Genomic DNA, 20317 nt, shown 5'->3' with positions numbered 1-20317 from the left:
GTATCGACAGTCAATATAAAGGCGCATTCAATATTGAATGCGCCTCAATTAAAACGCTTTTATTTCGAACAAAAATCAACCAACAAAGATAAACAGGCCCTAACTAAACCTAACTAAATCTAACTAAATCTAGCTAGATTTATGATTAAATAACTCAGCAACACTTTGATGTAACCCGTGGCGACCTAACTCAACACCATCTACTGCTTCACCAATATTCACTTCCACATTTGACCAGAATCGTTTTGGGCGAGTTGTTAATGCATGACCGCCCTTATGGCTGAAGTACGAGCCCCATAAGCCATTTAACGCCATCGGAATTACGGTAACAGGATCGCGCTTTAATATTCGCTCAATTCCCGGTCTAAACTCTGCAATCTCACCATCTTTAGATAAACGCCCTTCTGGGAAAATACATACTAATTCATCATTACTGAGCGCTTGGTGTATTTGCTCAAATGATGCTTCATAGGTCTTCTCACATTGCTTTGGCGAACAAATTGGTATAACTCCAGCGTGACGGAATAAGTATTTAAGCAAAGGTATTTCACTGATTGATTTATCCATTACAAAACGCATTGGACGGGTTGATGAGCCCATAATAATCAAGGCATCAACATAGCTGACGTGGTTACACACGATCACACCAGCGCCTTGAGCAGGGATCTGTTCTCGTCCAGTAACCTTTACCCGATACATAAAGTGGCTCAACAAGTAACTGATGAAGCGCTGGGCAAATTCAGGCACTTGTGAATATACATATAATGCCACCACGGTATTCATCGCAGCTAATAGTAAGAATAGCTCTGGGATACTCCATTCAAGCACACCCAGCAAAATTATCGACAGTATGGCAGCGATAACCATGAACAGCGCATTAATGATGTTATTGGCAGCAATGGCTTGCGCACACTCATCTTTAGCAGCTCGCGACTGAATGAAAGCATATAGTGGCACGATAAATAAACCGCCACTCAGCCCGACCATAAATAAATCACCCATCACTCTGAAATGCTGAGGGTCAGTAATGAACGCGCTAAAACCATAAACAAAGGTCAAGTCAGCTGGCGCAGGTGGTATCGCAAAAATTAAATCAACCCCAAACACAGTTAAACCTAAAACGCCGAAGGGCAAAACACCTAGCTCTACATGTCCGTATGACACTCGCTCACAAATCCATGAACCAACTGCAATACCAATCGAGAACAAGGCAAGCAATAACGACACTACGGTAGCATCAGCATGTAAGTGTAATTTGGCAAAGTTAGGAAACTGAGTAAGGTAAGTCGCGCCTAAAAACCAAAACCAGCTAATCGCTAAAATAGCCATCCATATCCCTGGTGTTTTTCTTACTTTAGCGATGCTACGCCAAGTGCCAGATAAAGGTGTAAATTTGATTTTTTCAATTTTCCCCTGTGGCTGTAATGCTGGAATAGCGCGACTTGAGAGGTAACCAATAGCAGCTAATGTCACTACAATCGCCGCTGCGCCGATTAAACTATGATCACTGGCGACGATTAAGCCAGCTGATAATGTTCCCACTAAGATTGAGATAAAGGTGCCCATCTCTACCCAAGCATTACCCGTAACCAACTCATTCTCTTTTAATGTTTGCGGTAATAATGAGTATTTTACAGGCCCAAAGTAAGCAGATTGACTCCCCATCATAAATAGCAGCAATAGCATGACTAAATAGCTCTGAGATAAAATCGCAAAGGCTGCGCAGGACATGATGATCAATTCAAGTAACTTCAAACGACGGATCAGCATTGCCTTGTCCATATTATCGGCAACCATTCCTGCATGAGCTGAAAATAAGAAGAAAGGTAAAATAAATACCCCAGCGGCTAAGTTAACAAACATATTCACACTAATGGGTAGCTCACTGACCTGGCTATACGTCACAAGCAGCAGTAATACATTCTTATAAATATTATCGTTTAATGCCCCTAAGCACTGAGTTACAAAATAGGGAAGAAATCGTTTAGTTAACAACATGAAGAGTCCTTTTCTTGAGTCATACCTAATAAATATCCTCGAACATGACTACTGAGCATAGCGGGTAACGCTGCTTGTTCGGTAAAGAGTTTTCCATCGATGGCAAGACAAGTTAAACCATGGATACCACCCCACAATACTCGGCTCATTAATACAATATCCTCATGGTTAGTCTCAGCAAAAAGAACATTTAGCTGCTCGGAAATTAAGTTGAACAATGTATCAATAGCAAGCTTATGTTTTGATGACAACTCGACTCCTTCTGGTGCAGACAACTCAAATACCAGTTTAAAACAAGCTGGATGGTCATTAGCAAACTGAAAGTAACTGTGGGCCATTATCTCAATCGCTTCAATCGCCCTAGCCTTATTCGCTTCAATGTTATGAACATTAGTGTTGTTAGCCAGATTTACATCTTGATCCGATGCTGTTTCCACACTTACCGTTAACTGCTGATATAAATCCGTTAATACCTGTTCAGATACAGACAGCAATAAATGCTGATAACTACCAAAGATATTAATTAGAGTACTCGGTGCATAACCAATTTGCGTGGCGATTTTACGTAGACTTAAGCTTTCAAGCTGGGCAGTTTGTAAGTATTCCATCACAGATTTAATGGCCATATCATGAATTTCTTCATGAGTATGTTCTTTCCTTCTCGCCATCAGGTTGTCCTTTAAGATGTTTAAGTGTGACTAAACTAACAACAAACAAAATAAAAAACAATGTTCATAATAAGTTTATTTTTACTCAATCACTACTCAATAACCTAGAAGCGCTAGATAACAGACACAAAAAAGCCCTCCGAAGAGGGCTTGGTTTTATTAATTTATTCAGCTAATTAATAAAAAATAGTCACTAGGTGGTCAATATATCATCCCAAGCTAAACTAGGGCTGCCAACGACAATAAAATTAGGATTTTCTAGTGTTTCACGCTCGTTATAGCTCATAGGTTGTAAATTGATATCCATCAATGAGCCACCCGCTTCTTCCAAAATAATTTGCGCAGCGCCAGTATCCCACTCGCCTGTAGGACCAAGACGGACATAACAGTCAGCTCGCCCTTCAGCCACTAAACAGCTCTTTAATGCTGCTCCACCTAAAACGACTAACTCACAGCTCTTAGGGTGGCTTAATAATTTCAATACTGATTGAGGATCTTGACGGCGACTAACAGCTAACTTTAATCCAGACTCTTCGATACTTTCAATTTGTCGGCTCATGATGCGCACTTCATTTTTGCTATCACGCTTGTAAGCTCCTAAACCAGCAATCGCGTAATAACACACTTTGGTCATAGGAACATATACCACGCCCATCACAGGTCGATTATGTTCTACCAGTGCGATAATGACAGAAAAATCACCACTGCCAGCAATAAATTCACCGGTACCATCTAGCGGATCAACAAGCCAATATCGTTGCCATTCAGCGCGTTCAGAAAAAGGAATATCAGCAGCTTCTTCACTAAGAATAGGAATATCAGGAGTCAATGCCGCAAGTCCTGCACAAATAATTTCGTTCGCTGCTAAGTCAGCAGACGTTACAGGTGTATTATCTGACTTTATTTCTCGGTCAAAATCGCCTTTGACATAAATGTCATGAATTTTTTGACCTGCCTCTGTGGCAATAGTGATGACTTGCTCAATAATTTCTTCTGGCTTCATAACGACTCCAATCGCCAAATAATACGCTGAATACTGTCAAGTTAGACCAAATTAAGGTTTTTTTGTAGTTAACTTAGGCTAATATTTTGTTTTTATTTTAATTTATAACGACTATTTTGCTAAAAACTGCTGCGCGAGGAATAACGCACTGACACTTCTCGACTCTGAGAAATCTTCATTGTCGAGTAAGGTTTGCCATTGTTCTAACGGATAAGGAATAACTTCTATCGGTTCTGGTTCATCGCCTTCTAGGGTGCTTTCATACAAATCTTCAGCAATAAAAATCTGCATTTTACTGGCAAAGTAACCTGGCGCTAAACTGAGTTCTTTTAGTAAAGTGAGTTTTTTACTGGCAAAACCTATCTCTTCTTGAAGCTCACGGTTGGCTGCTTCTATGGCTTCTTCACCAGGATCAATCAATCCCTTTGGAAATCCAAGCTCATAATTATCGGTGCCTGCGGCATATTCTTTGGCTAATAACAACTTGCCTTGGTGTACAGGAACGATCATCACTGCACCACGACTAGCGCCACTCATTCTTTCATATTGGCGCTCTACCCCATTAGAAAACTTAAGATGGAGTTGCTCAATTTGAAATAAACGACTTTTTGCGACGATTTCACGATGCAAGATTTCAGGCTTTTTATGCCGAGTTGTCATTAAGACCTCATATATGACGAATTTACGTAGACAAGTTACAATCTTACTACCCTAGCTATATTCTACAACTGGAATTTTCATGTTTCCTTGGCATAAGATAGACACAGTTTTGCTCGATATGGACGGCACTTTGCTGGATCTGCATTTTGATAACCATTTTTGGTTAACCCTGGTGCCCCAGCAGCTGAGTCAACAAAGACAAATTTCTGTGGCAGAAGCACAGCAATTAGTTGAGCAGTCGTATCAAAAAGTGGAAGGTACTTTAGATTGGTATTGTATTGATTATTGGCAACAGAAATTAGGCTTAGATATTTTAACCCTGCACTACTCACTCGTTGAGCGTATCCAAATGCGTCAAGATAGTATGCCTTTCTTACGAGCTCTTCATCAAGCTGGTAAGCAGCGTATTTTAATGACCAATGCTCATCCGAAAAGCCTTGAGTTAAAACTAGAACATACCAATTTGGCCCATGGATTAGATGCGACATTTTCAAGTCACGAGACGGGTTACCCTAAAGAACACCCATTATTTTGGCAGCATGCAATTAAACAATTTAACTTAGATCCTAGTCGCTGTTTATTTGTTGATGATAACGAGCATATTCTAGAAGCATCTAAAAAAGCAGGTATTGGTTTTCAACTGGGTATTTCTAACCCTGATAGCCAAAAACCTCATAAGGACTTTTTTGACTTCCCCGCTATCCACGATTATCAAATGCTCCACCATGATCTATTAGCCAATATCAATTAACTAAAATAAAAGCCCCTTAAACGCTAAGATCAAAAAAGGCATGTTATCCACATGCCTTTTTATTAAATTACAACGTAAGCTGATTCAGTTATAAACCTGGAATAACCCCATTATAATTAATTGGGTAATAACCTTGGCTATCTTGTTTACCCAAAAAAGATAATGCTTGAGTTAAATCTTCAGGTTGTTCTGGTGTCGGCTTAATCTTAGCGCTAACAGAGAAACGATTATTCTCGCCAAGTGATGCAACACCTTCAATTCCCATGGTGTTCATCGTGTCATCTGTATTTAATTGCACCATGCCGTCTACACAGCTCAATCCTAGGGCAATATCACCTAACGGATATTCACCAAACTGATTTTTCACATCAATACGGTTTAAAAATAACTTGCCGCTTAACTGTTCACACCAAGGTTCACCTTGCTCAAGACGTTCGACAATTAAACTGACATCGCCTTCTACTTTCGTTCTAAAAGGTAAACGAGCATTACCTAGTAAAAACTGATTCGGGGCTTCAAAGCGTAGATTCTCTGCCGAGATACCTGACAGTGACCAGCTAATATCACCTTGACCACTCACAGGTGTGGCACGACTACCGATTTGCAGATCAACATTAGCAGTACCGATAAGTAATGCCCAAGGGTTTAAATCCCACTTTACTTGTTCTATCAAACGACGGTCAACAGACACAAGATCGGCACTACCTTGCCATAACGTGCCAGTCACGCCACTGATTTTGATGTTGTTTGGTAATGGAGCAATACCCACAACCCAATTAGCAGGAATATAAACCACCATAAATATAAGGTAGATGAATACGCCAATTATAATTTTCTTAATCAAACTCACTACAATACCTGCTTACTTAGACAGCTGAATACGACGTACTTTGACAAAACCTGCGATATCCGACTCTGATAAATCGACACTTTCCAGTGTTAAGCCTTTCTCTTCTACAAGTTCATGCAAATAATTTAATAAACTGTCAAACGGTACATCATCCATCCACAATTGGATTTTATCCCCTTGTGGCTGCATACGAGTAATCTCTAACTTATATTGACCCGCTAACTGATTCACTACAGAACTCAAACTACCCGTTGATGTTGGTTTTGAACCCGACTGTTTAAGGCCTGCAATTTTATTGGCTGTTTGTTTTACATAGTTTAGGGTTTGTAATTCTGATTGGTGTCTCATCTCAGCATTTTCAGCTGCTTGAGAAATCGGACTCCAAATGCCCCAATACAAAATACCAATGATGACAAACACACCACAACAGGCAACGAGTTGCTGCTCACGAAGGGCTAAGCCTTTCCACCAGGTCTGCAAATTTTCCATCTTATTTGCCTCTCAATGTCAGGGTTGTGTTCACTTCATCTTCACCACTGTTAATTGCGCCCATATCGAGGTCATAGCGTGCTTCGACAAGTTCTTTAAACTTATCAACCTGATCATAAGTCTTAGCAGTCACTTGCATTCGAAGTTCATTTCTATTGGCATCAAAGCGTAATGAGTTTGGTTTCAAGTCAGGCACTTGCTCAAATGAGCCACGTAAACCATCAAGCATTTCAAAAAATGCCGCTCCACCGCCTTGCCCCTGCATACTGCGTAATTGCGAGTCCATTTGACTACGGATATTAACGATACGGCTTACACTAGGAATAACACGCTTAAAGATAGCTTCACTTTCTTGCTTCACTTCAGCGGTTTGGCTTTCTAGTTGGTGAATCGTAAGTCCTTTATTAACCAAAGAAAGTACTATGGCAACTGCAGCAATAATGGCAACGTTCTTCCACAGCATTAGGTGCTTACTGTATTCACGCTTAGGTAAATAAACGCCGCTTAATAAATTAACTGGTGCTTGTAAAATACCTTTCGCCAACACCATCATAGGTAAATCTAATGGTTTTGGTTCGACCTCTGCGTCCATAAAGACTAAATCTTCACTGTAGGCAGCAATATTTAACGGTGCTTCATCTTCTTGTTTTTCTGGCATCAGTTTTGGCAATGCAAAATCTAACCAGGTTTTGGGTAAGCTAACTCCGCTACCTTCACCCGTTCTAAGCAATAACTCATCACCCATATCAAGGGCTGCCCAGCGGCATTGCTCCAATGGTAATGCTAAACAATCTGGCACAATGCGTTTTACTTTAATGCCCGCTTCAAGTAACCAAGACATCCAATCTTGCATTTGCTCATGGGCAACTGCCACAACGTTTAGTTGCTCGCCATCTCGAGGACCAACCACAAAGTGCATTTCTTCAACATTGGAGGCTATGGTTTCTTCAAGCATGAAAGGCAATGCTTTTAACGCTTGGCGCTGATTTTTTTCAGGCAAATTGATTTGCGTCAATGTCATGCTAGATGCAGGCACTAAAACATCAACCGGACGGTTACCGGCACGCTCAGTTAAGCTATTCAAACTAGCAGCATCGCTTAACTCACCTGAGGCAATGATTTCTTGCTCCTGTTCTGACCACACTAGCCAAGAACAAGGGCTTTCTGATGTTTTTCCTAATCGGATAAAAAGCCGTTCAGACACTGTTATTCTCCACAAGCTGCAATGCCATCAATGCTAATTGCAGCGGGTTGTTTCGCTTGTTCATTATTGCTGACCGCCATATTGGCGAGACAGCACGTCAAAATTATTGCCGCTTCGTTGTAATACGCTATCCATTCTAAAGGTTGCGTTATCCACTCTAGCGCCTGCTTTAAGTAAAAAGAAATTACTATCGACAACAATGCTCGATTTCATATTGCTTTCTATGGCGATACTAGCAAGGGTATTATTTTCCCAGAACTCTGCAGCGGTCTCAAAACCATCGGCAGGTCTTTGGTTTATTAAGCTTTCAGCATCGCTCAGGCTAATTTTATTATCTAGCATGCCAACCAGTAATGCCGCCTGTTCAACCTCAATGGTATTCACATTCAATAACTGCTGATTATTACCTGGAATCGCACAAATATAGGGTAATAATGTCAAATACACCTGCTGGTTGTAACCCATCACCGCTCTAAGTTCACTGCGATGATTCAATAACGTATTTGCAGCGCGGTATGGCACATTACGAGATTCATACTCGGCATCTTCAGCGCCATAAGGCATTGATGTTGTATTATCATCAATATAATCAATAAGTGTATGGGTCAGTCTTTCCGCCCCAAAATCATCCATACCTAACGCCACTAGTAAGGCTTTATATTGCATTGCAGCGACGGTTAACTTTGGTTGACCATTTTCTAATTCTGATGTTGTCACCGATAACGCATTCAGATTGAAACAGGAACGCATATCCATCATCTCACCGCCAATTTCACCAAATTCAGCGGGGAAAATAACATCAGCCAGTGCCCAGTATTGCTGGAGATGTACAGTGCCGTCACTGTCTTCCATATCTTGCTTTAATGTCTTTTTCGCCAGTTCTTCAGCTGATATTGCATACCAATAAGCCTGATCGTACTGAGCTAAATTCAAAGTTCGGCGCATGGAAAGCTGGTTTCGGCTGGTGATATTAGTTGCAATAATGACGACTAACGCCACAATCAGCAGTACCACTAGCAAGGCAACACCTCGCTGTTTACGAATACCGGGTAATTGACGCTTCATCATGAGTTATTACCTGTATCACTACTTTCGTCAGTCTGCTCACTGTCATCATCACCGTTATTACCACCACTGCCGTTTCCGTCATCACCGGAGCTTGAACTATTACCGCCTTTTGGTAGTAAGAAACGTCGTTCAATAATACCGAGACCTTCAATTTCGACTTCCATGGCAATCGCTAAAGGCAATGTAGATGCATCGACTTCAGTTTCCCATTTCTCTCCTACAAAAAAGGAGTATTTAATATCAATGACGTCTTCGATAATTAAACTTTTTAGCGGTTCAGCGCCCACTACTGGTTCAGGGTATGGGTAATACCAACGCTCTAATCGACCATCTTGTACAATATAAGCCACTGATTGCAGGCTACCACGGGGCAACATGCCATCTGGATTTAGCCAACCTAAACGAAAAAACACTAATGCTTCGGTTTCAGAGTCCAGCATATTATCGCCTGTCTGAAATACTGAACTGGTGCGCTCTCCGTCCAAGCCACGTTGTGTTCTGGCGACTATCTGACCTAAGTCACGTTCGATTATGCCGAAACCTTGTTGCAACGCTTTCAGACGAACCGAAAACTCTTTCGTTGCTTCGTCATTTTTCATTACCGTTGATAGCACGGCATTTGCCGCCAAACCTATCATGGCAAAAATCGCAATTGAGATAAGCATTTCCAGCAGGGTAAAACCTGCTTGGCTGCATTGTCGAGAACTAGCCTTCGTTGTGAACATAACTACTCACTTGGGCAACGATTCGGTTAAACCTATCTTCGTCGCTGACTAAAACTCTTATCATTCTAAAATTGTCGTCCGTCGTTTTAATCACTTCTTGACGCCAATACCAATCTTTTCCCGCCAGTTCAACTTGGCCATTTTTAGTGCCAAGTTCAGGGAACTGCTGAATCAGACGCGCTTCAACCATCTGATTACTCGCGACCCACTGAGCTAGAGTACGTTCTTCCAAAATGGGTAAATTCGCCATTTGGTCGCCAATACTCTTGGTTACTGCTACAGCTGCGATGGAAAATACCGCTAAAGCAACAATGACTTCGAGTAAGGTCATGCCTTTACTGATCTTCATCGAAACTTCCTATAGCTAAACGCCCTAAAGCATCACCGACTACCAAGATTTCGACTTCTTTACCGTTCTCATCATCTGTTAAGAAACTCAGCTCAAACGTCGTCATTTCACCACTTGGAAATAGCAGGATTTGTGGTTCAGGGTTTTTCTTTTTGTCTTCTTTTGATTCTTCAATCAAAGGCTCATCGAACCAAGACTCATCATCTTCATCGTCTTGTACTAAAGGTAAGCCATCCAACAATAAACTTAACTCCACCCCTTCTTCCATTTGCTGCGGAGCAAGCTGGCGGTCACCGGTTAATGGTTCCCACTTACCTTCTTTGTAATAGACAAATTCATATTCATCTTCTTCAACGACAATACCTAAAAATTGGCCACTTAGGATTGTTTCCTCAATGACCAATTCAGTCGTAGCAATAAACTTTCTTGCCGTTTTTGTTAACGCTTGCTCTGGTCCTGCGGTACTGGTGGTCATTGTCACAGCTGCGGCCGCTAAGCCCATCAACAGTGCAACAAGTAACACTTCCAGCAGTGTGAACCCAGATTGGCGTTTAACGTTCATGATGCAATATCAAATCAAACTTCCATTACTGGAAGTTCTGTAGGTTCCAGTTGCCGATATCATCTTCAGTGCCAACTTGACCGTCAGGTCCTGCACTGAAAATATCAATACGACCATTCTCACCAGGACTGAGTAAGAAGTAATCATTACGCCATGGATCCTGAGGTAAACGCTTAAGGTAACCATCTGGACGATAGTTACGTGGCTCAGGAGAAGACGTTGGCTTTTGAACTAGTGCATCTAAGCCTTGATCAGTCGTTGGATAAACACTGTTATCAAGACGGTACATATCAAGTGCATTTTCTAATGCAACAATGTCAGATACCGCTTTTTGTAAATCAGCTTTATCTTTGTTACCCATTAAGTTTGGTACCACCATTGAGGCTAAAATACCTAAGATCACGATAACCACCATGACTTCTAATAGGGTAAAACCACGTTGTTTACGATTCATTTGCATTGACGACTTCCTCCGATACGCACCCGATGATGCGTGACAAAAATAAGATTAATAACTTACTGCGCTTAGCCGCTGATTAAGTTATTTAATTCTAAAATAGGCTGTAAAATTGCCATTACGATGAACAACACGACTGACGCCATACTGACGACAAGCATTGGTTCAAACACCCCAAGGGCAATATTCACGTTTGATTCAAATTCGCTATCTTGGTTATCTGCAGCACGTTCTAGCATTTGCTCCAACTGACCACTTTTTTCACCCGATGCAATCATATAGAGCATCATTGGTGGGAAAAGTTTAGTATTTGTCAGTGCCGCGCCTAAACTGGTACCTTCACGTACGCGTGCTGTAGCATCATCAACAGCAGCTCTGACTTTCACATTAAGCAATACTTCACTCGCAATGCGCATGCCTTCAAGTAATGGCACCGAACTGGCCGATAAAATACTTAAGGTTCTTGCAAATCGCGCTGTGTTAATCCCTTTGCTGACCTTACCGATAACTGGTGCCTTTAGCAGCCAAGTATCAAATAACATTCTAAAATTAGGTTTTTTAAGCATCTGTTTAAACAATACAAATGCAGCAAATAACAATCCAAGCACCACCAATCCATAAGATTGAACAAAGTCAGATGCAAGGATCAAAAACTGCGTTGTGCCTGGTAGCTCTTGGCCCATATGCTCAAACTGACCAACCACTTTTGGTACGACCGCAGCAAGTAGCACGGCAATAACACCAATCGCCACAACTGTCAGCACAATGGGATAAATCATCGCTTGAGTCAGCTTTGATTTGAGTTGTTGACGGCGCTCGGTGTAATCAGCAAGACGATTCAATACCACTTCTAAATGGCCAGATTTTTCACCTGATGCCACCATTGCACGATATAAATCATCAAAGACGTGAGGATATTCAGCAAGAGAATCAGCAAGACTATAACCTTCAACAACTCGAGAGCGTACAGCCATTACTAAGCTGGCAAGTCTATCTTTCTCACATTGTTGACCCACAGCCTTTAAGGATTCTTCAATCGGTAAACCAGCCGCAACTAACGTTGCGATTTGACGAGTGATCAATGCCAGTTCGGCCACTGAAATACCGCGTTGGAATAACTTTAAACCGCTACTTTTGGCTTTTGCTTCTTTTTCTGCAACAGGTTGCAGCTCAAGTGGCATCAAGCGTTGTTCACGTAACTGACTACGAGCGTGGCGCGCTGTATCAGCTTCGATGACACCTTTTTGTTGCTTGCCATTGCTATCAAGGGCTTTATATTCAAACGCTGCCATTGATTACTCCTCGCGAGTCACACGCAGTACTTCTTCTAAAGTGGTAACCCCATCAAGCACTTTGCTCATGCCATCATGACGAATACTTGGGATAGTCTGACGCACATATTTTTCAATGGCTAATTCGCCACGGCCGCCATGAATTAATTCACGGACATTATCGTCAACTACCAATAGCTCATGAATACCTGTACGGCCACGGTAACCGTTGTTACCACATTCTTTGCAGCCATTGGCACGGTAAATCATTCGGGTATCGTTGGCTGTAACGCCGAGTAATTCGCGTTCACGTTCATCAGGTTCATGTGGGATCTTACATTCATTACAAAGAGTACGAATAAGGCGCTGCGCAAGTACACCAAGTAAACTTGAAGATACGAGGAAAGGTTCAACACCCATATCTTGCAAACGGGTAATTGCACCCGACGCTGTATTGGTATGCAGAGTAGAAATCACTAAGTGACCCGTTAACGAGGCTTGAACCGCAATTTGCGCCGTTTCTAAATCACGGATTTCACCAATCATCACCACATCTGGATCTTGACGTAAGATGGCACGTAAGCCACGAGCAAAGCTCATATCGGCTTTCATGTTCACTTGAGTTTGACCGATACCTTCGAGTTCATACTCAATAGGATCTTCTACGGTCAAAATGTTGGTATCTTTTGAATTGATCTCAGTTAGGCCAGCATACAAGGTGGTACTTTTACCTGAACCTGTCGGGCCTGTTACCAAGATAATACCGTGTGGTTTACGGATAATCGCATCGAACTGTTCGCGAATCGATAAGGTCATACCCAACAATTTTAAATCGAGATTACCGGTATTCTTATCTAATAAACGCAGTACCACACGTTCGCCATGGCTTGACGGCATGGTAGATACACGCACATCAACCGCACGACCAGCAATACGTAATGAGATACGACCATCTTGTGGTACGCGTTTCTCAGCAATGTCCAAACGCGCCATCACTTTAATACGCGATACGAGTAATGAAGACAGCTTACGATTAGGTTTTAGGACTTCTTTTAGTACACCATCAATACGGAAGCGGACGATTAATTGCTTCTCATAGGTCTCAATGTGGATATCTGAAGCTTCTTCTTTAATAGCCTCAGACAATAACGCATTAATTAATTTAATAATTGGCGCGTCATCATCGCCTTCTAATAAATCTTCAGTTTGCGGCAGTTCTTCAGCAAGCGTAAATAAATCCATCTCATTGCCAATATCTTCCATCAGCTGTTGAGCTTCAGAAGAGTTAGCTTGGAAAGTTTGTGTCAGCTTGGCTTCAAACTCTTCAACGGGCAGTTTACACAGCACTAGCTCTTCGCCAGCGTAGCGACGCACTTCTAGCATCGCCTCTAACGGAGTTTCACTGGTGTAATATAACTTTAGCGCATCTGTTTCTTTTGCTAATGCCAAATTAAAACGATGAGAAAAAGCAAATGGTAAACGCTCACGACTGGTAGAGTGAAAAACCTCATCATTGAGTTCTTCTGCTTCCAAGCCTAAGTCGGTTGACACTTGTGCCAATTGCTCAGTCATTTCTGCTTCACTCATTGGCATCATCTTCTTGTTCTTCAGCAGCGGCTTCCTCTGCTGCTGCAGCAGCGCCTTCCGCTAATTGCTTGTCTTTATCTTTACTTTCACTGATGTGTTTCAGTGCTGGATCCGTTTCACGCATTTTAGTTTCTAAGTTTTTACCTTCTTTGTAACGATTGAGTACTTCGTTCACTTCATCAGGTAGATACGACTCTTGATCCCACTCTTCAAGCACAGGTACATCACTGCCTGGCATTAGATTAATACCGCGTTCTTGCTGCTCAATTTGCAGAGCGCGGAAGTAGTTATATTTACGTCCAGCAATGCCTTCCATGGTAATACCGTCACGAATAATCGTAGGCTTGATAAACACCATTAGATTTTTCTTTTTCACACCACTTGAAGAAGATTTAAATAAGTGACCAATAATCGGTAAATCGCCCAAGAAAGGGACTTTTTGAACAGACTCTTGAGTCTCTTCACTAATCAAGCCACCTAACACGACAATTTGTCCTGAGTCCGCCATGACAGTCGTCGTCAAACGACGAGTCGCAAAGGTAACATCGACGCCAGTTTTACCGTTAATCCCAGAGGTCTCTTGCTCAATGGTAAGTTTAACCCCTGTACCTTCGTTTACTTGCGGAACCACTTTGAGTTTCACACCCACTTCTTTACGTTCTACCGTTTGGAATGGATTAGAGTTACCGTTACTTGAGTTTTGACTACCGGTTAGAATCGGTACTTCATCACCAACGATGAATGACGCTTCTTGGTTATCTAAGGTAGTGATAGAAGGAGTTGCAAGTACGTTTGATTTAGTATCGCTAGATACTGCTTGTACTAATGCGCCAAAATCACCTGCTGCAATACCCCATGCCATACCATTAACTTTACCCAATGCTTGAGCGAGTAAGGTAATGTCACCTTGAACTGCTGGGTTATCGGTACAGGTCAGGTTATCACCAGAACCGGTACATGTTTGTGAAGCTTCTTGTTCTTGTGCTTCCCATACACCCGCGCCAATCTCACCAATAGTTGGGCCTAAGTTATTAAACTGAGTACCGCCACCTGATGCGGAAGCCCACTGAATACCAAAGCCTACGTCATCACCTTCAGCCACTTCTACAATAATCGCTTCAACCAATACTTGTGCACGACGAATATCCAGCTGATTAATCACACTTTCAATGGTACGCATTTGATCTGGCTCGGCACTGATGACTAACGCATTAGTATCAAGGTGGGCCATAATATTAATCTCTTTACGACGTTTGCTGCCACTTTGACCGGTATCTTGATCTGATTGTAATTGCTCAGCAAAGCCGGTTAGCACTTCAACGAGGTCTTCCGCATTGGCGTAATGTAAATACCTAACCTTAGTGTTACCTGTAGTTGCTTGTTCAGCATCTAAACGTCTTACTAATTCAACCACACGTTGACGGCTTTTTTCATCACCACTGACAACGACTGAGTTAGTACGTTCATCAGCAACCACTTTTGGCGCTTGACCTGGCATTTGTGCTTGATTCGCTGTTGAGCGATATAGAGTGTCAACAATACGTACAATTTCACCTGCTGAAGCGTATTCAAGAGACACGACTTGCACTTCTGTATCACCTTGTTTATCAACACGGCGTACGATTTCAACTAACTTGTTTACAACGGCGGCACGACCAGAAATCATCAATACGTTTGATGGGTCATAGTTAACAACGTTACCACCGCCAGCGTTATCATTAAGTTGACGTAATAGCGGTGCAAGTTGCTTAGCTTCAGTGTTATATAAGGCAACAATGCGCGTGACCATTTCATCGCCTAAGCCCGGAGTACCATCATCAGCAACACGGATAGCGGCAGTTTTTGCATCTTTATCCTTAATCACTTTAATGACACGATTTTCCATTTCAACAACGGCATAACCGTACACTTGCAGTACATTGAGGAAGAATTGGTAATACTGATCATCATCTAATAAATCGTAACTACGTACGTTGATTTTTCCGCGAACAGTTGGATCCACGATAATCGTTTTATTGAGGTTTTTACCCACAATATTAATGAATTCTTGAATGTCTGTGCCTTTAAAGTTGGCAGCATATTGCTCCGACCAAGCCGCTTGAGAAGCAAGCATTGCAATACCAGCAACCATCCCTGCTACTAACTTGCGTCGAATTCCATAACTCTTCATTATTTTCAATCCTCTACTGCCAGTACTATTCTGGCAAACTAAAAATTATTTCTACTAACTGTCCATCACGTTCAACCATGACGCCGATTTCTGTTAATTCTGGTAATTGCGCCATAACTTCTAATGATTGTCCCATATCGGTTAAATCATAGCCGTTGATGGATTTGGCTAAATCATTTGCTTTAAATCCTGCAGCCGCAAATAAAGTTCTATCTTTACCTGGGTTGAGGCGGTAGCCGCTGACACCTTCGGCGCCGCGAACTGGAGATATGGCAAGGTAATCTGTTAACTTGCTTGGGTCGGCTAGGAGTTCATCACGAGATTTACTAATCTCCTGCGCAACCTCAGCATCAAGTCGGCGGTCATCGCGTTGTACTTGTCGATCTTTTTTCGCTTGCTGCAGGGACTGGTTGGCTTGGCTTTGGGTGGTATAGCTTAAGCCATCCAACATCAAGGTCTCATAACGCCCAGCATTAGTAATAATAATTCGGTCAGCATAGACTTCTTTTAGTGACGCAGAAGTACCTTTGATTTTGTCACCTAAACCGTAGGTTTCTTGATTGCCTTTAGATTCAATGACTGCCAGACCATTCGTGTCAGAAGTTGAAGCCACAACACCAGTCAGCAGTATAGAAAGGTTGGTTTTAGGCGCATCGGTAATCTGTTCGACAGGGGCAGGTTTATTTGGTCGACTATCAGCATTGGCGTCTTTCTCACCAAATAAAGACAATTTTTGGACACGACTTATCTCAACGCGTTTAGCGCTTGCTACCGAAGTGGGCGAAGGTTGCCATGCAACTGCCTGGGAATTTACTGGCATTAACTTCCAAGTAATCTGCGCTGTCAGTAATAGCACAATCACTAATCCTAACCAGAATACAGCTGTGCTTAACGGCTTTTGGGGAATTCCCGCAGCCTTAGTTATAATTTTATCTAATACATCCATATTCGGCTTTGACCCTCTAGCAGGTCGCTGTTCTAATTCTGTTAATTTAGGAAATACTGCTTCATGCTAACTCACCAAGCTTATCGCAACAAGCCCGTAGCATATGGATTGGCGAAATTGCACCGAATATGCTACATTTGCGCGCCTAAAAAGGCTGTGAGAAACGCCACGATATTAGGTTCTTTCCTCCATTTTATATATGAAAAATGTCAACGGTGTGAACTCATACCACTTTTGGGGGTGTTAAATGAATCAAGCTCCATCTAAAACAGTGACAGTTCGACTTGATAAATGGTTATGGGCGGCACGTTTTTACAAAACTCGCTCACTAGCAAAAGAGATGATCAATGGTGGAAAGGTGCACTATAACGGTCAACGGGCTAAATCTAGCAAACAAGCTGAGGTTGGTGCCAAGATCCGTTTACGCCAAGGCCATGATGACAGGGAAATAATTATTGCTCAGTTGTCGGAACACCGACAAGGAGCTGCTGTAGCGCAAACGCTATATGAAGAAACAGCCGAAAGCATTAGCAAAAGAGCGTTTAATGCCGAAGCCAGACGTTTGAATATTTTGAATAATCCCGCCCCAGAAAATAAGCCGGATAAAAAACAACGTCGCCAACTCATTCGCTTTAAAGATCTATAACGATATTTACGGCACAACAAACGAGATTAAACATGAGCAAAGATATTTTACATCGCTACTTATTTGATAATGCCGATGTCCGTGGTGAAATGGTTCAACTTGATAAAAGTTATCAAGAAATTCTTTCAGCACATGAATACCCAAAGGCGCTGCAATTGATTATGGGTCAGCTTATGGCTGCGACTTCACTATTAACTGCAACCATCAAGTTTTCTGGTGATATCAGTGTGCAATTACAAGGTGATGGACCCGTTTCTGTTGCTGTTATTAATGGCACAAACTTACAAGCACTCCGCGGTGTAGCCCGCTGGAATGGTGAGTTTGCTGATGATGCATCACTAACTGATTTATTCGGCAAAGGTGTCATGGTGATTACTTTGACTCCTGATGAAGGTGAGCGATACCAAGGTATCGTGTCATTAGATCATGAAAACTTAGCAGGATGTTTAGAAGAGTACTTTAATCAGTCTGAGCAATTACCAACACATATTTCATTATTTGCTGACGGTAAACAAGCCGCGGGAATGCTGTTACAGGTATTACCAACTCAAACTGAAGAAAATGAAGACTTCAATCACTTATTGGCGCTAACTGAAACCATTAAGCAAGAAGAGTTATTTACCTTAGAAGCTGAAGATATTTTACATCGCCTTTACCACCAAGAAGATGTACGTCTTTTTGACCCTGTTGATGTTAGCTTCAAATGTACTTGCTCAAGAGAGCGTAGCGCTAAGGCTCTGGCAACGATTGAGCAAAGTGAAGTTGAAGAAATTCTAACGGAAGAAGGCAAAATTGAAATGGGATGTGAATACTGTCCTAAAATGTATACCTTCGACTCTATCGATATTGCCGCTATTTATGCTGGCAACCTTGATGCTGGAAGCAGCAACAACTGATCGAGATAACATAATAACTTTCACAAAAAAGCGCTTTAGGCGCTTTTTTTGTGTAAAAAATCTATCTTAAAACTAAACATCCCACCCAACTTACAAAAAAGTTACCAAACTGTTAGTTACCTATCTTATTTATTACGTTACAATGACATTGCTAAATTAGTTTTAGCATAAGCAAGCGAGAACGTAAGTCATCCAAAATATGAATCGGCAGCAAAGACCGATAAACGACCTATTTTAAACGGAGAAGCACCCGATGACAGATGGAACCAACAGCGTACACTTTAACCTTACTAGCGCTGAGTTAATTGAACTTGCTTTACAACGTAATGAAGGGCAGTTAACCGCCAATGGCGCACTAGTAGCTAAAACAGGCGAGCGCACAGGTCGCTCACCCAATGATCGTTTCATTGTTCAAGAGATTAATACTCAAGATGAAATAGATTGGGGTTCAGTCAACAAAGGTATTGCAGCAGATACCTTTGATGCACTGTGGGGCCGAGTTGAAGCTTATCTTTCTGAAAAAGACATATTTGTATCTGAACTTGAAGTTGGTGCTGACGATGCGCATTATCTTCCTGTTCGAGTCACTACCGAATATGCTTGGCATCAAATTTTTGCCCGCAACTTATTTATCACACCGGAACAATTTAACCGCGGTGATAAAGACGTATGGCAAATCATGAATGCGCCTGAGTTTGTTTGTGATCCAGCCCGTGACGGCACTCACTCAGATGCTGTGGTCATGATCAATTTCGAAGCTAAAAAAGTCCTACTTGCCGGACTTAAATATGCTGGCGAAATGAAAAAATCAATGTTCTCGGTTCAAAACTTCCTATTGCCTGCCAAAGGCGTATTACCAATGCATTGTTCTGCGAATGTGGGACATGATGGCGATACCACCTTATTCTTCGGCTTATCTGGCACAGGTAAAACAACCTTATCAGCAGATCCAAAGCGTTTCTTGATTGGCGATGATGAACACGGTTGGGCACCAGGCGGCGTATTTAATATTGAAGGCGGCTGTTATGCAAAATGCATCGACTTAAGCCAGAAAAATGAGCCTGTTATCTGGGATGCTATTCGTTTTGGTACTGTGCTTGAAAACGTGATGCTAGATGAAAGTCGAGTGCCTGATTACAGCAATACGACACTCACAGAAAATAGCCGCGCAGCTTATCCGCTTGAGCACATTGCTCAACGCAAAGAAGAAAACCGCGGTGCAGAACCAAACTCAGTGGTGTTTTTAACGTGTGATGTATCAGGTGTATTACCACCAGTTTCAGTGTTAACGAAAGAGCAAGCGGCCTATCACTTCTTGTCAGGCTACACTGCAAAAGTGGGCTCAACTGAAATGGGCTCAACTTCAGCAATTCAGTCGACCTTCTCAACTTGCTTTGGTGCTCCTTTCTTCCCTCGCCCAGCGGGTGTTTACGCAGAGCTATTGATGAAACGCATTGAATCGTTCGGAAGCCGAGTGTACCTAGTTAACACAGGTTGGACAGGCGGCCCTCATGGCGTTGGTAAGCGTTTTGATATCCCTACAACTCGTGCAATTGTCGATGCAATTGTAAGTGGCGAGCTAAAGGATGTTGAAACCCAGCATATCGACAAGCTCAATTTAGCGGTACCTGTTGCTGTATCAGGTGTGGATACTCAGTTATTAAACCCAGTTAACACTTGGGCAGACAAAAATGAGTATGCTAAATATGCCCAGCAACTGGCAGAAGAGTTCACAGCAAACTTTGCTAAATACCAAGTGTCTGATGCTATTAAAGCCGCTGGACCAAATAGCTAATAAAAATGCTTAAGTTAATGCCTAAGTAAAACGCTCATTACCAGCGTAAAACTATTAGCGCAACAGTATTGCTGTTTTGATACAAAGCCTCAAATGATATTGAGGCTTTTTTATTTGTTACATTTTAGGCAGCTTTAAACTCAATAACCTCGCTTTTTCCTCTTGTCTCATACTCGATTTAATTTATGATAAAACAACACTTTTGCTCATATCATAGGGATA

At 42.0% G+C, this 20317-nt stretch carries 20 protein-coding genes; 4 read left to right on the top strand and 16 right to left on the bottom strand.

Translation table 11 applies throughout. The features are described from left to right. Positions 1–129 precede the first annotated feature (129 nt). The 4 genes from L2735_RS13380 to nudE form a co-directional block, all read right to left on the bottom strand. Complete coding sequence (locus L2735_RS13380; RefSeq protein ID WP_248985175.1) at positions 130–1998, bottom strand: MFS transporter; 1869 nt, start codon at positions 1996–1998, stop codon at positions 130–132. Continuing rightward, positions 1989–2666 (bottom strand): TetR/AcrR family transcriptional regulator, encoded by a 678-nt coding sequence (locus L2735_RS13375; RefSeq protein WP_248985174.1) that lies wholly within the window; start codon positions 2664–2666, stop codon positions 1989–1991. Before L2735_RS13375 ends, L2735_RS13380 begins: the two co-directional genes overlap by 10 nt. 193 nt (positions 2667–2859) lie before the next feature. Beyond that, positions 2860–3669, bottom strand: a complete 810-nt coding sequence (cysQ, locus tag L2735_RS13370; protein WP_248985173.1) for a 3'(2'),5'-bisphosphate nucleotidase CysQ — start codon at positions 3667–3669, stop codon at positions 2860–2862. 111 nt (positions 3670–3780) lie between these two features. Beyond that, a complete protein-coding gene (nudE, locus tag L2735_RS13365) occupies positions 3781–4329 on the bottom strand; it encodes an ADP compounds hydrolase NudE (RefSeq protein ID WP_248985172.1) in 549 nt (182 codons plus the stop codon). A gap of 79 nt (positions 4330–4408) precedes the next feature. On the opposite strand from nudE, the gene yrfG reads away from it, so the two are divergent. Continuing rightward, complete coding sequence (gene yrfG / locus L2735_RS13360; protein ID WP_248985171.1) at positions 4409–5080, top strand: GMP/IMP nucleotidase; 672 nt, start codon at positions 4409–4411, stop codon at positions 5078–5080. An 88-nt stretch (positions 5081–5168) separates the two neighbouring features. On the opposite strand, the gene L2735_RS13355 is transcribed toward yrfG, so the two are convergent. The 12 genes from L2735_RS13355 to gspC form a co-directional block, all read right to left on the bottom strand. After that, positions 5169–5930: a type II secretion system protein N gene (locus L2735_RS13355; RefSeq protein ID WP_248985170.1), complete on the bottom strand. Its 762-nt coding sequence runs from the start codon at positions 5928–5930 to the stop codon at positions 5169–5171. Positions 5931–5942: 12 nt separating this feature from the next. Next, complete coding sequence (locus L2735_RS13350; protein ID WP_248985169.1) at positions 5943–6419, bottom strand: type II secretion system protein M; 477 nt, start codon at positions 6417–6419, stop codon at positions 5943–5945. A gap of 1 nt (position 6420) precedes the next feature. After that, the gene (gene gspL / locus L2735_RS13345; protein ID WP_248985168.1) at positions 6421–7623 is read right to left on the bottom strand and encodes a type II secretion system protein GspL; all 1203 of its coding nucleotides are present in this window, start codon (positions 7621–7623) and stop codon (positions 6421–6423) included. 63 nt (positions 7624–7686) lie between these two features. Further along, entirely contained in the window at positions 7687–8688 is a 1002-nt protein-coding gene (gene gspK / locus L2735_RS13340; protein WP_248985190.1) for a type II secretion system minor pseudopilin GspK, read from the bottom strand. Beyond that, positions 8688–9416, bottom strand: coding sequence for a type II secretion system minor pseudopilin GspJ (gene gspJ / locus L2735_RS13335; protein ID WP_248985167.1), 729 nt, complete (start codon positions 9414–9416; stop codon positions 8688–8690). Before gspJ ends, gspK begins: the two co-directional genes overlap by 1 nt. Next, positions 9397–9765 (bottom strand): type II secretion system minor pseudopilin GspI, encoded by a 369-nt coding sequence (gene gspI / locus L2735_RS13330; protein ID WP_248985166.1) that lies wholly within the window; start codon positions 9763–9765, stop codon positions 9397–9399. Before gspI ends, gspJ begins: the two co-directional genes overlap by 20 nt. Continuing rightward, positions 9752–10327: a type II secretion system minor pseudopilin GspH gene (gene gspH, locus L2735_RS13325; RefSeq protein ID WP_248985165.1), complete on the bottom strand. Its 576-nt coding sequence runs from the start codon at positions 10325–10327 to the stop codon at positions 9752–9754. Before gspH ends, gspI begins: the two co-directional genes overlap by 14 nt. Before the next feature lie 25 nt (positions 10328–10352). After that, positions 10353–10787: a type II secretion system major pseudopilin GspG gene (gspG, locus tag L2735_RS13320; RefSeq protein WP_153912882.1), complete on the bottom strand. Its 435-nt coding sequence runs from the start codon at positions 10785–10787 to the stop codon at positions 10353–10355. A gap of 65 nt (positions 10788–10852) precedes the next feature. Further along, the gene (gspF, locus tag L2735_RS13315; RefSeq protein WP_248985164.1) at positions 10853–12076 is read right to left on the bottom strand and encodes a type II secretion system inner membrane protein GspF; all 1224 of its coding nucleotides are present in this window, start codon (positions 12074–12076) and stop codon (positions 10853–10855) included. A gap of 3 nt (positions 12077–12079) precedes the next feature. Beyond that, entirely contained in the window at positions 12080–13642 is a 1563-nt protein-coding gene (gene gspE, locus L2735_RS13310; RefSeq protein ID WP_248985163.1) for a type II secretion system ATPase GspE, read from the bottom strand. Continuing rightward, positions 13635–15812 (bottom strand): type II secretion system secretin GspD, encoded by a 2178-nt coding sequence (gene gspD, locus L2735_RS13305; protein WP_248985162.1) that lies wholly within the window; start codon positions 15810–15812, stop codon positions 13635–13637. The genes gspE and gspD overlap by 8 nt, the downstream gene beginning before the upstream one ends. 25 nt (positions 15813–15837) lie before the next feature. Beyond that, positions 15838–16758, bottom strand: a complete 921-nt coding sequence (gene gspC / locus L2735_RS13300) for a type II secretion system protein GspC (RefSeq protein ID WP_248985161.1) — start codon at positions 16756–16758, stop codon at positions 15838–15840. Between the two features lie 247 nt (positions 16759–17005). Here gspC and hslR point away from each other — a divergent pair, with 247 nt between their 5' ends. The 3 genes from hslR to L2735_RS13285 all read left to right on the top strand — a co-directional run bounded on the left by hslR (position 17006) and on the right by L2735_RS13285 (position 20095). Then, positions 17006–17404 (top strand): ribosome-associated heat shock protein Hsp15, encoded by a 399-nt coding sequence (gene hslR / locus L2735_RS13295; RefSeq protein ID WP_248985160.1) that lies wholly within the window; start codon positions 17006–17008, stop codon positions 17402–17404. A gap of 32 nt (positions 17405–17436) precedes the next feature. Then, positions 17437–18300 (top strand): Hsp33 family molecular chaperone HslO, encoded by an 864-nt coding sequence (gene hslO / locus L2735_RS13290; RefSeq protein ID WP_248985159.1) that lies wholly within the window; start codon positions 17437–17439, stop codon positions 18298–18300. Positions 18301–18553: 253 nt separating this feature from the next. Beyond that, entirely contained in the window at positions 18554–20095 is a 1542-nt protein-coding gene (locus L2735_RS13285) for a phosphoenolpyruvate carboxykinase (protein ID WP_248985158.1), read from the top strand. The last annotated feature ends 222 nt before the right edge of the window (positions 20096–20317 follow it).

Source organism: Shewanella olleyana (assembly GCF_023283825.1).
Classification (GTDB): Bacteria; Pseudomonadota; Gammaproteobacteria; order Enterobacterales; family Shewanellaceae; genus Shewanella; species Shewanella olleyana.
This window is presented reverse-complemented; position numbering and strand designations above follow the sequence as displayed.

Coding starts and splice junctions, on each gene's coding strand:
- L2735_RS13380 (WP_248985175.1), bottom strand. CDS start 1,998: ATGTTGTTAACTAAACGATTTCTTCCCTATTTTGTAACTCAGTGCTTA.
- L2735_RS13375 (WP_248985174.1), bottom strand. CDS start 2,666: ATGGCGAGAAGGAAAGAACATACTCATGAAGAAATTCATGATATGGCC.
- cysQ (WP_248985173.1), bottom strand. CDS start 3,669: ATGAAGCCAGAAGAAATTATTGAGCAAGTCATCACTATTGCCACAGAG.
- nudE (WP_248985172.1), bottom strand. CDS start 4,329: ATGACAACTCGGCATAAAAAGCCTGAAATCTTGCATCGTGAAATCGTC.
- yrfG (WP_248985171.1), top strand. CDS start 4,409: ATGTTTCCTTGGCATAAGATAGACACAGTTTTGCTCGATATGGACGGC.
- L2735_RS13350 (WP_248985169.1), bottom strand. CDS start 6,419: ATGGAAAATTTGCAGACCTGGTGGAAAGGCTTAGCCCTTCGTGAGCAG.
- gspK (WP_248985190.1), bottom strand. CDS start 8,688: ATGAAGCGTCAATTACCCGGTATTCGTAAACAGCGAGGTGTTGCCTTG.
- gspJ (WP_248985167.1), bottom strand. CDS start 9,416: ATGTTCACAACGAAGGCTAGTTCTCGACAATGCAGCCAAGCAGGTTTT.
- gspI (WP_248985166.1), bottom strand. CDS start 9,765: ATGAAGATCAGTAAAGGCATGACCTTACTCGAAGTCATTGTTGCTTTA.
- gspH (WP_248985165.1), bottom strand. CDS start 10,327: ATGAACGTTAAACGCCAATCTGGGTTCACACTGCTGGAAGTGTTACTT.
- gspG (WP_153912882.1), bottom strand. CDS start 10,787: ATGCAAATGAATCGTAAACAACGTGGTTTTACCCTATTAGAAGTCATG.
- gspF (WP_248985164.1), bottom strand. CDS start 12,076: ATGGCAGCGTTTGAATATAAAGCCCTTGATAGCAATGGCAAGCAACAA.
- gspE (WP_248985163.1), bottom strand. CDS start 13,642: ATGAGTGAAGCAGAAATGACTGAGCAATTGGCACAAGTGTCAACCGAC.
- gspD (WP_248985162.1), bottom strand. CDS start 15,812: ATGAAGAGTTATGGAATTCGACGCAAGTTAGTAGCAGGGATGGTTGCT.
- gspC (WP_248985161.1), bottom strand. CDS start 16,758: ATGGATGTATTAGATAAAATTATAACTAAGGCTGCGGGAATTCCCCAA.
- hslR (WP_248985160.1), top strand. CDS start 17,006: ATGAATCAAGCTCCATCTAAAACAGTGACAGTTCGACTTGATAAATGG.
- hslO (WP_248985159.1), top strand. CDS start 17,437: ATGAGCAAAGATATTTTACATCGCTACTTATTTGATAATGCCGATGTC.
- L2735_RS13285 (WP_248985158.1), top strand. CDS start 18,554: ATGACAGATGGAACCAACAGCGTACACTTTAACCTTACTAGCGCTGAG.